Source organism: Nostoc sp., from assembly GCF_036917615.1.
In the GTDB taxonomy this organism is placed as follows: Bacteria; Cyanobacteriota; Cyanobacteriia; order Cyanobacteriales; family Nostocaceae; genus Nostoc.
This window is the reverse complement of sequence record NZ_JBALCZ010000039.1, coordinates 1-14,658: the sequence shown is the minus strand read 5'-3', so window position 1 is coordinate 14,658 and position 14,658 is coordinate 1. Positions and strand designations below refer to the sequence as shown.

Annotated in this window: 13 protein-coding genes and 2 pseudogenes; 8 read left to right on the top strand and 7 right to left on the bottom strand. The window is 42.7% G+C overall.

The window, feature by feature from the left end:
* Window positions 1–47 precede the first annotated feature (47 nt).
* Window positions 48–203: a hypothetical protein gene (locus tag V7K85_RS13860; RefSeq protein ID WP_334814228.1), complete on the bottom strand. Its 156-nt coding sequence runs from the start codon at window positions 201–203 to the stop codon at window positions 48–50.
* A 473-nt stretch (window positions 204–676) separates the two neighbouring features.
* Here V7K85_RS13860 and clpP point away from each other — a divergent pair, with 473 nt between their 5' ends.
* Entirely contained in the window at window positions 677–1,288 is a 612-nt protein-coding gene (clpP, locus tag V7K85_RS13855; RefSeq protein ID WP_334814227.1) for an ATP-dependent Clp endopeptidase proteolytic subunit ClpP, read from the top strand.
* A gap of 142 nt (window positions 1,289–1,430) precedes the next feature.
* Here clpP and V7K85_RS13850 read toward each other — a convergent pair whose 3' ends face one another.
* A complete protein-coding gene (locus V7K85_RS13850; protein WP_334814226.1) occupies window positions 1,431–1,604 on the bottom strand; it encodes a hypothetical protein in 174 nt (57 codons plus the stop codon).
* An 80-nt stretch (window positions 1,605–1,684) separates the two neighbouring features.
* Window positions 1,685–2,572, bottom strand: coding sequence for a hypothetical protein (locus V7K85_RS13845; RefSeq protein ID WP_334814224.1), 888 nt, complete (start codon window positions 2,570–2,572; stop codon window positions 1,685–1,687).
* 1,023 nt (window positions 2,573–3,595) lie between these two features.
* Here V7K85_RS13845 and V7K85_RS13840 point away from each other — a divergent pair.
* The 3 genes from V7K85_RS13840 (at window position 3,596) to V7K85_RS13830 (ending at window position 7,461) form a co-directional block, all read left to right on the top strand.
* Complete coding sequence (locus V7K85_RS13840) at window positions 3,596–5,950, top strand: ribonuclease R family protein (RefSeq protein ID WP_334814222.1); 2,355 nt, start codon at window positions 3,596–3,598, stop codon at window positions 5,948–5,950.
* Window positions 5,951–5,967: 17 nt separating this feature from the next.
* The gene (locus V7K85_RS13835; protein WP_322677657.1) at window positions 5,968–6,588 is read left to right on the top strand and encodes a flavin prenyltransferase UbiX; all 621 of its coding nucleotides are present in this window, start codon (window positions 5,968–5,970) and stop codon (window positions 6,586–6,588) included.
* 174 nt (window positions 6,589–6,762) lie between these two features.
* Window positions 6,763–7,461: a LapA family protein gene (locus V7K85_RS13830; RefSeq protein WP_334814221.1), complete on the top strand. Its 699-nt coding sequence runs from the start codon at window positions 6,763–6,765 to the stop codon at window positions 7,459–7,461.
* 19 nt (window positions 7,462–7,480) lie between these two features.
* On the opposite strand, the gene V7K85_RS13825 is transcribed toward V7K85_RS13830, so the two are convergent.
* Window positions 7,481–7,675 carry a hypothetical protein gene (locus V7K85_RS13825; RefSeq protein ID WP_334814220.1) on the bottom strand — a complete coding sequence of 65 codons (195 nt, stop codon included), beginning with the start codon at window positions 7,673–7,675 and terminating at the stop codon, window positions 7,481–7,483.
* A 468-nt stretch (window positions 7,676–8,143) separates the two neighbouring features.
* Between V7K85_RS13825 and V7K85_RS13820 the strand changes: the two are divergent.
* Window positions 8,144–8,481 (top strand): annotated as a pseudogene (locus tag V7K85_RS13820) (NB-ARC domain-containing protein); the annotation flags it as partial.
* Between the two features lie 515 nt (window positions 8,482–8,996).
* Window positions 8,997–9,542 (top strand): shikimate kinase, encoded by a 546-nt coding sequence (locus V7K85_RS13815; protein ID WP_334814219.1) that lies wholly within the window; start codon window positions 8,997–8,999, stop codon window positions 9,540–9,542.
* 11 nt (window positions 9,543–9,553) lie between these two features.
* Here V7K85_RS13815 and V7K85_RS13810 read toward each other — a convergent pair whose 3' ends face one another.
* Both V7K85_RS13810 and V7K85_RS13805 read right to left on the bottom strand, forming a co-directional pair.
* A complete protein-coding gene (locus V7K85_RS13810) occupies window positions 9,554–10,156 on the bottom strand; it encodes a Uma2 family endonuclease (RefSeq protein WP_334814218.1) in 603 nt (200 codons plus the stop codon).
* A 102-nt stretch (window positions 10,157–10,258) separates the two neighbouring features.
* On the bottom strand, window positions 10,259–11,116 hold the full coding sequence (locus V7K85_RS13805) for a pentapeptide repeat-containing protein (RefSeq protein WP_334814217.1): 858 nt from the start codon (window positions 11,114–11,116) through the stop codon (window positions 10,259–10,261).
* 54 nt (window positions 11,117–11,170) lie between these two features.
* On the opposite strand from V7K85_RS13805, the pseudogene V7K85_RS13800 reads away from it, so the two are divergent.
* Window positions 11,171–12,301, top strand: a pseudogene (locus V7K85_RS13800) (ISKra4 family transposase).
* Here V7K85_RS13800 and V7K85_RS36525 read toward each other — a convergent pair.
* Window positions 12,274–12,492, bottom strand: a complete 219-nt coding sequence (locus V7K85_RS36525; protein ID WP_442940584.1) for a pentapeptide repeat-containing protein — start codon at window positions 12,490–12,492, stop codon at window positions 12,274–12,276. The pseudogene V7K85_RS13800 and the gene V7K85_RS36525 sit on opposite strands and share 28 nt — an antisense overlap.
* A gap of 575 nt (window positions 12,493–13,067) precedes the next feature.
* Between V7K85_RS36525 and argB the strand changes: the two genes are divergently transcribed.
* Window positions 13,068–13,961, top strand: a complete 894-nt coding sequence (gene argB, locus V7K85_RS13795; protein ID WP_334814216.1) for an acetylglutamate kinase — start codon at window positions 13,068–13,070, stop codon at window positions 13,959–13,961.
* Window positions 13,962–14,658: the final 697 nt, after the last annotated feature.

The window sequence follows — 14,658 nt, the reverse complement described above, 5'->3', positions numbered from 1 at the left end:
TTTATTTGCCTCTAATTACTTAGATATGTAAAATTTGTGAAACATTCTTACTGAAAAGATCGCAATAGCAAGCTAACAATATTTGGTGGCGTTTCTGGCACAGGTGATGCTGTCTTTGTCTGAATTAAAGTATTTGGGCTAAGTTCTGCTATCAAGTGGAGCAAGAAGGTGATGATGGCGGCTTGTACAAGTTTTTCCAGCATGGCACGTCTCTCTGGGTGGATAGCATTTCAATTGAGACTGGTTATTCTAAATACACCTTGTACTAGCAATTTACCGAATCTAACAAAAATAACTTGATAATTGCTGAGGTAAATCCGAAAATATGTTTAAAATGTTACTGGATTAACGTAATTCCCTAAGCAAGTCGGATTTCCATTATCGGTCTAATTACTAGATCGCCAAGGTTATACAGCAAAAGCCCAGACATGAGATTGGCGAAAGTTGGATTTTTTTGATTTATTCTTCCCTAAATCGGGATATTCTCTTAGACAGCTTTTGTGGCTAAAAAGTGCCCTTAGGGGTTGAATCTATTACAAAAGCACCTTTTGCTCCCTTACTAAGAGAAGGGAAAACCAGAAAGGTTTAATTTATCTGCCTGGGAAGAGTAGAGATCAGCCCCAGTTTCGTGCTGTCACCGATAAAATGTATTTAAAGTAGCCACAAACACGCTTCCATGATTCCTATCGTTATTGAACAATCGGGTCGAGGTGAACGCGCCTTTGACATCTACTCACGGCTGTTACGTGAGCGCATCATCTTTTTGGGACAACAAGTTGATAACAACATTGCTAACTTGATTGTTGCCCAACTGCTGTATTTGGATGCTGAAGACCCGGAGAAAGACATATATATGTATATCAATTCTCCCGGTGGTTCGGTGACGGCTGGTATGGGCATTTTTGACACTATGAAACATATTCGCCCTGATGTCTGTACAATTTGTACCGGATTGGCGGCGAGTATGGGCGCTTTTCTCCTCAGTGCTGGTGCTAAGGGTAAGCGGATGAGTCTACCCCATTCTCGGATTATGATTCATCAACCTCTAGGCGGCGCTCAAGGACAGGCGACTGATATTGAAATTCAAGCGCGGGAAATTCTGTACCACAAGCGGCGGCTAAACGACTATTTAGCTGAACATACAGGTCAACCAATTGAGCGCATTGCTGAAGATACTGAGCGTGACTTCTTCATGTCACCAGAGGAAGCCAGGGAATATGGTTTGATTGACCAAGTGATTGACCGCCACGCCGCTGGTAGCCGCCCAGCAGTTGCTGCTCTTAATTAATAGTCACGATTGGCAAATGGTAAATTACTACTTTTCATTCCTTTAAACCTCAAAATAACCCCTCTTCACTTATGAAGAGGGGTTATTTTGGGAATGGGTGGCCTGCTCAAGTACTTAATACCAGTTTAGGACAAATGACTAACTAAAATCCCGCTAGTGGGTCTGGCTGAGATTGGAGATATTGGAGGAATTCATGCAATTCATCATCAATTAGTAAAAAACGCGATCGCTCCCGTCCCTGTTCTGATGTCAACCCTAATCGCTGCATTTCGACATCTGTTTGAGCAATTACTTCAGCAGAATTCACCGGTTCCATAGCTTCGTTACTGTTTCAAGAACCTACGTTATTAGTCATTAGTCCTTACAAATGACTAATGACTAATGACTAATGACAAATCAAAATCCTGCTAATGGGTCTGGCTCAGATTGAAGGTATTTGAGGAATCCATGTAATTCTTCTTCAGTGAGCAAAGTACGCCCCCGTTTCCCGTAAGTTTTAATCAGATGCTCCCGTCCTTGTTCTGGTGTCCAGCCTAAACGCTGAAGTTCGACATCTGTTTTAGCAATTACATCCGATAAATCCACGGGTTCAGCTTTCTTCTTTCTCTTTCCTGTCCCTGAAGGGATAGCGACATCTTCTTGAGCACTGTAACTCCGAGGTGTAAAAGGTGTGACATTATTGGCAGAAATTGCTGGAAAAGTCGGATTTTCCACCTGATTATCAAAGCTTATTTCCAAGTTTTCAAGTGGAGGATCGAATTCTAGCTCCGGGTTAGCAGTTACAGGAAAGTTTTCACCTAAATCCTGGCTATAGGTATCGCTTGATAGGGGCGCAGGATTACTGTATCCGTACTGTTCGTTACTGTTTGTTACTACTTCTGGTTTGATGTTCCGTACTTTGGAAGGCGGCATAGATATTTCTTTGTCGCTGACCACTGACCATTGACTACTAACAAAATCCTCATCTTTTGCAGAGGAATAGGCAGCCGACTCATTCAATCCACCTTTGGTGTTCAAGGAAGGGTTTAGCTGCGCCGGAGAAATTGGATTTGAAGTAAATGCCACTGATTCTGGTGGCGCATTTGTAATACCCAAAACAATCAGCGCTCTAGTTCTGGCTTGGTCTTCTGCTGCTTCTACTGTTTCTGCTGCTGCCATACCCGTAGCACGGGTTACGCCTTCAATTTGCACGCTTGCCCGGACAATATATTTTCCTTGAAAAATTTGCACTAATTCAGAAATCAGACTGCCCTTGGGATACAAGCTCTGGAATTGAGCCAACATAATACTGCTACCAATCTAAATCTTTTTAATAACGGGGTCGATACTGCCTGTATGCTCAAGCGAGGTAAACTGCCCTTACTTTAATTTACATCCACTTGATACCCAGGATGCCTGCCAATATTGCATTTCTTCTCTACGAGACGCTACGCGAACATTTTTAATTGCTGACTATGTGTAATCAGTTTCTTGGCAGGCGATGAGCAGGTATAATTCTCTGCTCTGAGCAATCAAGGTGATATTCTTGCTTTGCCTCGTGTCCCAATTGTAGCAGTAGCTCTTTTTTGAGGAAATTTTTGGCTAGTGCTAACTTACCTGGGTAGTCTTGCCTGCAATGCTATACTGATTACCTAACTAGATATCTAGAACTATTTTCTGGAAGTGCGCTCTAAATCTACAATAATGAAGATAAGGTTCGCCCTCACTGCTTATTAAGCTGCTCACCTAATTGTTACCGATTCTACATGTGGGAAAATTGGGTTCATCGGCAGTTCCTCCTAGTTAAAAATCAGAGTCTAATGGCGTAAAATTACCTTCACTCTAGACAATCAAACACCTGTAGTTTCCACGCCACTTGCTCTACTTGGGGAGACCCCATCGCTTTTAGCGTCTCCCCTTGGGAGAAGACCGCAGTGGCTACCCTGCATAGCGCTTTTGGGCAGCATGGATTCTCTAAACCCAGCTTCTCAAAAACCCGTCGCGTAACTACCTAGCGGGGCTAAATTTTAATCAGGCGTGCAATCTTAAGTTTGGTTAGGTGAAGAGACTTGAACGCAGGCGAACTCTGAGAGCATCGTGGAGTGAGAAGTTCGTAGACGCCCAGATCTGTCCGTGGGTCGGCTTCCTTTGCTCGGAACTGCTGGAGTAGTTTCTTGCTCTTGCTGGGTCAGCTTCCTTTCCTTAGAACTTAGGAAGCCTTGCCTCAGGGCAATTCGTTTCCAGCTTGTTTCTGTAAGCCGTGAGGGTATACAGGAAAGAACCAGATTAAACAACAAATGATGTTTTGACCAAAGGTCGGTTCACTGCATGGAATTTTCAATCGCTACACTCCTTGCCAATTTCACCGATGATAAATTGGTAGCTCGGAAAGTTTTGGAAAAGAAACTTGGTTGTGAAGATGAAAAAAGCTTACAAAAACTTCACATTGCTTTAGATATTCTCGAAAAAATCGGTATTTTAGTAAAAGAACGAGGCAAGTACCGCCGTGTCTCAGAAGAGGGAATAATCGAGGCAAAACTCCGTTGTTCTAGTAAAGGTTTTTGCTTTGCTATTCAAGATGTGGAAGGAGCTGAGGATATTTACATCCGCGAAAGTCATCTGAGTAATGCTTGGAATGGCGATCGCGTTTTGGTCAGAGTTCTCAAAGAAGGCAGTCGCCGTCGCTCTCCCGAAGGGGAGGTGAAGCTGATTCTAGAACGTTCCAACCACACATTACTGGCACGAATTAAGCAGGTGGAAAGCGGTTTTAGGGCTGTGCCTTTAGATGATCGATTGCTGTTTGAACTCAAGATCCAACCTAACGGGGCGAAATTGGAAGAAGCGATTGATCACCTTGTTCATGTAGAAGTCTTGCGTTACCCGTTGGCACAATATCCTCCCCTTGGTCGAGTCGTGCAAATCCTCGGCAGCGATGCCGAAGCCGCTGCTGATATAGATTTGGTAACGTGCAAACACGACCTTTCCCGCACTTTTCCTGATCATGTCCTAGAAGCAGCGGCCAAGTTGCCCAAAAAGCTGCTCAAAGCAGACCTGAAAAATCGGTTAGATTTACGTAATTTGTTTACTCTCACCATTGAAGGAGTAAATGGCGACACCAAAGTTATAGAAAACGCTTTTAGTTTAGAAAAAAACTTAGCCGGAAATTGGCTTTTGGGCGTTCATATCACCGATGTTTCTCACTATGTCCAACCTGACGAACCCCTAGATAGAGAAGCACTCAAACGGGGCAAATCAGTGTATTTGGGAGAATTAGTACTGCCAATGTTGCCCGCAACTGTGGCAGAACGATGTTCTTTAGTACCTGGGAGCGATCGCTTAACCATCTCTTTTTTAATTACAATCGATCCCCAATCAGGACAAGTATTGGAATGGGAAATTCAACCTAGTGTGATCAATGTAGAGACTGCACTGAGTACAGAACAAGCCCAGGCAATTCTTAGAGGTGAAGCTCAAGATCAATCACCACAGGTTTCCCAGATCCTGCAAGACATCCAAGCCTTGCAAACAGCCGTGAAACAGGTACGGTTGAATCGTGGTAGCCTCCAGTTGAATCTGCCGCCCAGTCAAAACGCCTACTATGATGAGGGGATTCTCGGAGCTGTGGTGGTGAATGATTTACCAGTGCGATCGCTACTCACGGAGTTGGTGCTGCTAGTTAATCAACTGATCGCAACTCACTTAAATGCCCTTAGTGTTCCCGCGATCTGGCGAGTCCAAGGCACACCCGATGTCGAAGATGTCCAGGAAATGCTGAAATTGGCAGTTAATTTAGGTGTTGACCTCACACTAGATCCAGAAGTAGATATCCAACCCTTAGATTATCAACATTTGACCACAGCTTTTGCCGAATCTCCCTCTGAGCAAGTTCTTACCTACTTATTACAAGATACACTCAAGCCGTCTGCGTACAGCACCACCAAAGGCTCTCACTTTGGTCTGGCACTACCGCAATATATCCACTTTAGTGCCCCCTTACGGCGTTACCCAGATTTGCTCATGCAGAGAGTGTATTACTCGCTACTCGAAAACGGACGCGATCGCCGCAATACCCGTGTTAGAGAACGCGTTAACCTGCGCCACTCCGTAAGCCATGAGGAAATTAACTGGAACGTTTTACCCCCAGAATTGCAACAAGAACTGCAAAGCGATTTAACTAGGGTAATTGTTCAAATCAACGACCGAGAAAAAGAAGTCCAAGAAGCTGAAGCCGATTTAGCCGGACTGCAAAAAGCCCAACTGATGAAGCAACGCATCGGTCAGGTGTTTCAAGGCGTGATTACTGGTGTTCAATCCTACGGTTTCTTTGTAGAAATTGAAGTACCAGCCGCCGAGGTGGAGTCCAGCAGTAATCCTGGTGTGCCTTTGAGGGTAGAAGGATTGGTACACGTCAGTTCTCTCAAAGACGATTGGTATGAATATCGCGCCAGACAACAGGCACTATTTGGTCGTAAAAATCGCGCTTCTTATAGACTAGGCGATCGCGTCGCTGTGCAAGTTAAAAGTGTCGATTACTACCGTCAGCAAATTGATTTGGTAACTGTCGGCAGCGATGGTCTAGCCAAAGGTTTAACTGGGAGTGCTTCCAATGAGGAGCTTTCAGACCTCTACTTACCAAATGACATTGAGCCTGATGACCTAGACCCTTACTCCGAGGATGAGTAAAATTTTGTAAATGTTACGTGTCAAATAACACTAAACCTTTAATTTTAGGCGTATCAGGCGCATCTGGTCTGATTTACGCTGTTCGCGCGATCAAATTTTTGCTAGAAGCGGAGTATAGTATTGAATTGGTTGCCTCTAAATCAACTTACATGGTTTGGCAGTCAGAACAGGAAATTCGGATGCCATCAGAACCAACCGGGCAAGAACAATTCTGGCGAGAGCAAGCTGGAGTTGCACTTTCTGGAAAACTACGCTGTCATCCTTGGAGTGATGTTGGAGCCGGGATTGCCAGTGGTTCCTTTGCCACTCTGGGGATGATGATCATTCCATGCAGCATGAGCACAGTGGCAAAGCTAGCGGTTGGCTTGAGTTCTGATTTACTAGAACGGGCAGCGGATGTCCAACTCAAAGAAGGGCGAAAGCTGGTCATTGTCCCGCGTGAAACGCCTTTTAGCCTAATCCACCTGCGTAACTTAACCTCTTTAGCAGAAGTTGGAGTTAGAATTGTCCCCGCTATTCCCGCCTGGTATCATAATCCCCAAACCATTGAGGATTTAGTTGATTTTGTAGTTGCTCGTGCTTTAGATCAATTAGATATTGACTGCATCCCAATTCAACGGTGGCAAGGTCGTCGCTAATCCCCTTAGCGGATTTATCGTAAATTTCACAATAGTCTTAAAAGGGTAATGATAGAGATGGCTGATAGTGTCAGTAGTCAGTGAACAGTAATTAGTAAATGAGTAATCAGACTGACCACTGACAACTGACCACTGACAACTAACCACTGACAACTGACCACTGACAAAATTGCTATGGCTGTAATTCGCTTAATTCTATTGGTGGCGGTACTGGGAGGACTAACGCTGTTGTTAGGCCAAAATTGGTCACCTGCCCTATCGCTAGTATTTTTGGGCGTGCGAACTCAACCATTACCACTAGCGATATGGATTTTGTTCAGTACTGCCACTGGTGCTTTCACATCTATATTGATTGCTACTTTGTTTAAATTATCCAATTATTTTCTAAAAGGACAACGCCAAACTCCTGACCGCCGAAGCGCAACTTCGCCTCGTGCGAAGGCAACCCAAAGAGAAGAACCTACATCTCGCCCTGCCAGTTCTCCACCGCCAGGTAGTAAAAAAGAACAGCCTAGCAGTGATGTATTTGATGATTGGGAGACAAATAGCAGTAGAGATGATGATTGGAACTTTGATGAAAAGTCAGAGGAAGCGCCTACCCCTAATCCTCAAGCTCAACAGCCTAGAGACTCAACAACTTACGAACGTCAATCAGAAGCCAAAAGCAGTTCTCAGTTTGGTTCAGTTTATTCCTACAGCTACCGTGAGCCAAAAAATACGGCTGCGGGAAAAACTGAATCCGTTTACGATGCTGATTACCGAGTAATCATCCCCCCTTATCAGCCGCCGACTACTAATCAAGCTGATGATGATGATTGGGAATTTTTTGATGATGATGATGATTTTGAGGATGATAAAGGCTCTCGTCGGTGAGATATAGAAGGTTAGGTCTTTACTTAATGCCACACCGCTCTCTAGACTCCTGCTTGACCTTACCAGTCATGGCAGCTTCCTGCAAAGTCATGAAAGCATTAAAATCTTCCAAGTCATACCGGGTAGTCAACAGTTGTCGTAGTTGATTTTCAGCTTCGACTGTCAAATAGCCAATTGCTAAAGCTTTTTGTACAATGTCACGAATTCGAGTCATAGTTGACACCTCATTCATACTATATTTATTCATTCAGGCTTATTGGGGTGAAATATGCAGTAGTCTTTGTGCCAAAACTTCAACTTTGCAAGCTTTTTTGGATGAGCGCGGTAAATAAGTCATCATTTACACCTTTATCATAAATATTTAATTGAGTCAGGCTTGTTCTAACTGAACTTTTAGAATAATGACATTGTGCTGTTAAGAACATAGTAGTCTATATACTTAAAATTACCAACCAGAGTAAAAATCCTGATTATTTAGATAGACAGAAATTGTTTGGATAAAGTTTCAAACAAGCTATGTTAATTTTTTCATTAAGTATAGCGAGCGCTATGCAGCAATTACCAAGTTACTTCAGAAAAGTTACTACATTCCTGATAAATTCATCGTTTATTATTTATGGTAATTTCACAGAAGAATCGTTAATCTATTGCATAAGTGACTTTCAATACATTAATAACAGTAATAACGGCAGTTAATTCAACTCAAATAGAAGATGAATTTGTAGAAGCTAAAAACAATTGCGGGTTAGAAAAGTTATACGTAAATTTGATATCCGCAAAGGGAAAAGCCTTAATGTCCGTTGAAAATAAATTCCTTAGAAGTTTACTTTGCGGTTTTACTTCTGCGGAAATTGCTAATGGAGTTTATCAAAGTCGTAGTAGCAGTACTGTAGAGTTTATCTTTCCAATTGATTATATAAATACATAGAATAAATGCTGAGTAACCAAGTCAGATACTCAGCCAAGATAAAAAACTGGAGTTGCGTGACTCACTTATTAGCAAAAGCTAGGTATAAAAAAGTTTGATTACAAGGGCAGCCAGAAATCACCGGACAAAAAACTAATAGAGGACAAGAGATTAGACCTCTTGCAAAAGTCCCTAACACCCCACCCCCAACCCCTAAGAGCAAGCGGGGAGGGGAGACAAAGCTACGCTTTGGCGGGGTGGGGTTCTTATTTTTGATTTATGCAAGAGGTCTATTGTTTGCGCCTTTGATGTGTTTTGGTTGGATACCAGTCATCTCATGTTGGTTGAGGAACGAAACCCAACCTCCGAGCTAAAACTCTCTGAAAAAAGGGCCGCTTTTGATAGTGCCATCAGGCATAGTGGTATCGTAAATAAAATTTCCATAACTCCAAATAATGTTTGGAGCGATATAAGCATCTCGGAAGATATAGCATCAAGTATATGCCTGCACCCAACAATTGATGCAATCAAAGCGGGAGCATCCCAAACTTAAACTCCCAAATGTGAAGTAGAGTAAAAAGTTAGGATTTAGAAGTTAAGAAAATTCAGAATTGGAGCGAAGCGACTGGTGAGCAGTTTATTACAAGGAGTCAACCTGTACATAATTGGGATAATGGGCGTTGGTAAGACGACAGTAGGGCGCTTACTAGCAAAGCATCTGAGTTATGGGTTTGTGGATACTGATAATGTTATTGCCCAAGCAACAGGTAAATCTATCAATCAGTTATTTGCACAAGTTGGTGAAGCAGGGTTTCGCAAGCTAGAAAGCGACGTACTTTCACAAGTTTGTGCTTTTACAAAGTTGACTATAGCAACCGGTGGCGGAATTGTACTGCGGCGAGAAAATTGGGGTTACTTGCACCACGGTTTGATAGTCTGGCTAGATGCGCCAGTGGAGCTAATTTATAACCGTTTAGCTGAGGATACCACAAGACCACTGCTGCAAGATGTTGATCCTAAAGGTAAATTGCGATCGCTCCTCGAACAACGAACACCACTTTACTCTCAAGCTGATTTGCACATCACCGAGCAAGAGGGAGATACACCTGAAGAGGTTGCCAAGCGAGTACTTGAAGCAATTCCTAGCGTTCTCAAAACACAAGTTTCTCATTAAGAAGACTCAAATTACCAAATTTTGGCCATGCGTAGGACAAACCCTAGTAATTCTGGATTACCACTAACTGCTTCCGGATTTTCCAAAATTTCAACTTCTCGATTAGTCCGGTAAATGTAGACTTTTCGATTTTGCCGATCAATTAACCAGCCTAGTGATGCACCATTATCGATGTACTCCTGCATTTTGTCTTGTAATTTTATCAGGCGGTCGCTAGAGGAGCGTAACTCAATTACAAAGCTGGGACAAATTGGTGCAAATGAAGCTTTTTGTGCATCTGTTAAGGCGTTCCAACGCTCCAGTTCAATCCAAGAAGCATCAGGGGAACGCATCGCTCCATTGGGTAGCGTAAAACCTGCACTGGAGTCAAAGCCTATGCCAGTGCCATCTTGTTCAGTCCAATTTCCAAGCTGTGCAGCAATGTTAAAGTTACGGTTGCCCGTATCTGAAAAAGCTGGTGGCATAATGATGACTTCCCCATTGGCAGTACGCTCAATTCGTAAATCTCCATTGGCTTGGCAGAATTCATAGAACTGCTCATTTGTCATCTGCACAAGTGAGGGGAAATTTACAGTTAGGGGTGTGCTTTCAGTTTGAATTAGCAGCGTGGTCATTTTCATTCCCTAGCTTCAGCCGAATGATTTTAATTCTAGAGGCTTGAAGGAGCGATCGCCTGCTTATTGTGTCAGGTAATGTGGGAGGGAATAGTGATTTATTTAGTAACAGTTATTCCGAACACTACCATCAGGCATAATAGTTTTACAGAATATTGCTCCTTCGAGATTTGCATTATCTAAAATTGCGCCTTCCAAATTGGCATTATTTAGATTAGCATTACTGAGATTTGCATAACTTAGGTCAATATACTTTAAAATTGAACTACTTAAGTTTGTATTAGATAAATTAACTCTATTTAAATTAATTTTTGAAAAATAAATATGAGATAGATTTACGCCTGAATCAAGATATATCGCTTTTGATAAATTAGTACTACTAGGAAAAATAGTTTCCGAATTATAAAATGCTCCCAACAAATTTGTATTAGTCATGATGCTATAGCTAAGGTCAGCATTACTTAAATTAGCACCACCTAAATAAGCATTATTAAGGTTAGCACCTATTAAACTTGCATTTTTTAAATTGGCATCACTGAAACGAGTATTGCTAAGATTAGATTCATTAAGGTTTGCACCACTCAAATTTACATCATTCATGTAAAGACCGCTTAAGTTAGCTCTACTTAAATCAAGAGAGTGTAAATCTCTGCAAGATAAAATATATTTGGGATATCCAGATAAATTTACTCCAGAGGTAATAGGAATAGCTTGAGACAAATCAACATTTGCAGGAAAAATTGTTTCTGAACAGTAAATTGCTTCACTCAAGTTAACTCCAGTTAAATTGGCTTCGCTGAAATTGGCACGCATTAAATCAGTCTTACTTAGATTTGTATTCATTAAGTTAGCTCTAGTAAAATTAGCTTGACTCACTATAGCTCTTGCTATATTTGCATTACTGAAATCAGCTTCTGTAAAGTCAGCATCTGTTAAGTTGGGAGCATCCCACTTTGGCAAATATACCAATTATTGAGAGAATCTAAGGGAATACCCAAACTGTCCGTGTAAAACATGATTCCTGAAAAAAAAGCACGTCTAGAAGCCTGCCTGAAAGAACTCGCGACGTTGCTATATGAACAGACAGACAAAACTACGCTGACCGATTTAGAAAGCATTGAAAAAACAGTGCGAACCCAAATGTTAGAAAAGGTTAGCCCCGAAATCGCCCGCAGTCGCTACAACGGGGGGAACCCCCGCAACGCGCTGCTCCTTTTTTTATCGAACAAGCAACAGGAACTAAAATAGGTAAAGTCCGAAAAGTAAAAAGCTGTGTGGGGTTACTGAAGCTGAGAGCAAAACAGGCACAAAGATTAGGATTGAAGTCACATAGCCAACTCAGTCCCTTGTTGGAGAAGTGTTGCTTACGACTATCTGCAAACGAGTCATACCAAAGTGCAGAAGCCGAAATCGAGGCGTTGACGGGGGTCAAAGTGGGTCATTCAACTCAGCAGAGGCTGGTGCTGCGGCAAGACTTGCCCCTGCCACAGGCACTTCAAGCTGTATCAGAAGTAAGTGTGGACGGTGGAAAAGTGAGATTACGGGGAAAGCCTACTGAAGGTAGTTATTGGCGAGACTACAAAGCTGTGCGTTTACAAGGCATTTACTATGGTGCATTTTTTGACTCAAATCAATCATTGATTGATTACGTCAATAGCCAACAGTTGGTCAACCCACTCGTATGTTTAGGAGACGGACATGATGGAGTATGGAATTTAGTCAAAGAATTTGCGTAGGCGTAGCCCGTCGTTAGACATCGCTAACCAAAGATGGGAAATTTTAGACTGGTTTCATCTCAAAGAAAATCTTTACAAAGTTGGTGGTTCCGTCAAACGGCTCAAAAAAGCCGAAATCCTATTGTGGCAACAAGGGCAAGTGGAGGCAGCCCAGGCATTGTTTGCCGATTGCAAGGGAAAGCAGGCGAAGAATTTCTGTACTTATCTTGAGCGACACCGCCTGAGAATTGTCAACTACAGCTATTGTCAAGCCGAGCAAATCTGTTCTGTGGGGTCAGGTGCGGTAGAATCTGCTATTAAACTTCTCGGCACTCGGATGAAAATAACTGGAGCACAGTGGAAAGCTAAAAATGTTAATCAAGTGCTTTCTGTGCGTTGTGCTTACCTCAATGGAACGCTAGCTATTTGATGTTTTCGCCAAACTGGGATGCTCCCAGTTCGTTGAAGATTAGCCCCGTGTAATTCGGCATTTCTTAAACTAGAGTTGCTTAAATTAGCCTCGCTCAAGTTAATACCTATTAAGTTGGCACTCCTTAAACTAATGCCAATAAAATTTCTTTTACCAGATGCGTACTGCCTGAGTAATTCTTTAGTATCCATAACTCAAATAAAGCAATAATAATATTAGTGTCAAGCAGGTATCTACCACTCATCTATATCTACCTGTTCGCAACCTTGTTCAATTGCTTCGCGCATTAACTGAATATCATTTGGCGATATTGTTCCTGCAAAATTTAATAATTGTCTACCTGGAACACCGTGAATTTACGAACTTACTAAAGTTCGGGCAAACTCCAGCACTCGATATTGCAAGTCTTCAGGCATAACTTTTAATTCTTCAATTAGCCGAGCGAGAATCGGTGTATCCATATTTATCCTGATAATTTTCGATTCTGGTTGCTAGTCCTTATTTTAGAGATTTTCACATTTCTAAGACAGATAATAAATAAAGATTTTCCTTAATAGCAGAACAGTCTTTTTCATCCAACAGAATCGCAGTAATGCGATGTCTCTTGACTTGCCTCTGCGCGTCTGGACATCCAAACAAGATAATTTGTGAGTGATACCTATACAAAAAGCCTATTTTTACTCTTGGCAGCTATGAGATATTGTTACAGGTTACAAAGTCTTCTACACTGACTGAAATAGGTTTTAACTCTCAACGGCGGCTCCTCATGACGGTCAACGATTCTGAATACATCAGGCAAACTGAAGCCACTCGTGTGCGTGTACTAAGCGAAGCACTACCTTATATTCAACAATTCGCCGGTCGCACTGTTGTTGTCAAATATGGTGGCGCAGCCATGAAAGATAGCACACTAAAAGACAAAGTTATCCGCGACATTGTATTCTTATCCTGCGTGGGCTTGCGTCCAATTGTAGTCCACGGCGGTGGCCCAGAAATTAACAGTTGGTTAGATAAGCTGGCAATCGAACCACAATTTAAGAATGGTCTGCGAGTCACTGATGCCGCCACAATGGATGTGGTGGAAATGGTTTTAGTTGGTCGAGTTAACAAAGAAATTGTCGCGTTAATTAACCAAGCTGGTGGATTGGCTGTAGGACTTTGCGGTAAAGACGGTAATCTATTTACAGCCCGTCCCCAAGGTCAAGAAGGCATCGGTTTTGTGGGGGAAGTCAGCAATGTGAATATCAAGATTTTGGAAACCCTCGCTAGCAATGGTTATATTCCGGTTGTGTCCAGCGTCGCCGCAGACGAGACAGGACAAGCTTATAACATTAATGCCGATACTGTAGCTGGAGAAATCGCTGCTGCATTAGGAGCAGAAAAGTTAATTTTACTGACCGACACTAGTGGAATTTTAAAAGATTACAAAGACCAATCTACTTTGATTCCAAAAGTAGATATCCGCGAAGCCCGCGAGTTGATTGTCAATGGTATAGTCAGCGGTGGGATGATTCCTAAAGTCAATTGCTGTGTGCGATCGCTTGCTCAAGGAGTCCGTGCAGCACACATCATCGATGGTCGCATTCCCCACGCCCTATTACTAGAAATCTTTACTGATGTTGGGATTGGGACAATGATTCTTGGTTCGCAGTTTACCTAGTAGAGGAAGATGAGGGAGGCAAAGGGCATACTTCTCTACGAGAGGCTGCGCCAACGACTGCGCTCAGTAACCAGGGCAGCAGTGGAGTAGTGGGGCAGAGCGGAAAATGATTTGTAACTGTAATTTTGTGTAAATTACAGCTATTTTCAGGTAAATAGACCACGCGGTAAGGGCACAGCATTGCTGTGCCCCTACGACAGATGTGGTTTAAATACATGAAAACTGCTGTAAGATTCATTTTTTACTCGCTCACGAGTCTTTGATACTTGCTCACGAGTCTTTGATACTCGCGGGCAAGTCTTTAATACTCGCTCACAAGTCTTTGATACTCGTGGACGAGTCTTTGATACTCTACCTCCCCTGCTCCCTCTGCTCCCCCTGCCTCCCCTGCCCCCTGCCTCCCCTACTTCCCTAGCGGGGATAGGTAATAATAACCCGCGTAGGTGTGGAGCAGCTTGTCGTCAGACATTGCCCACTGCTAAATGGTGTACGACGCCATGAATTATTTATAATCACCGGATTAACTACAGTTGAGTCTCGAATTGTCGGATTAATCCAACTTTGATTAATCAGGGTGGAATTATCTCACGTTCTGCCTTACTTGGGGAAAGTAAGAATCGGGCTGCCTTACCTGGGGAAAGTAAGAATCGGGCTGCCTTACCTGGGGAAAGTAAGAATCGGGCTGCCTTACCTGGGG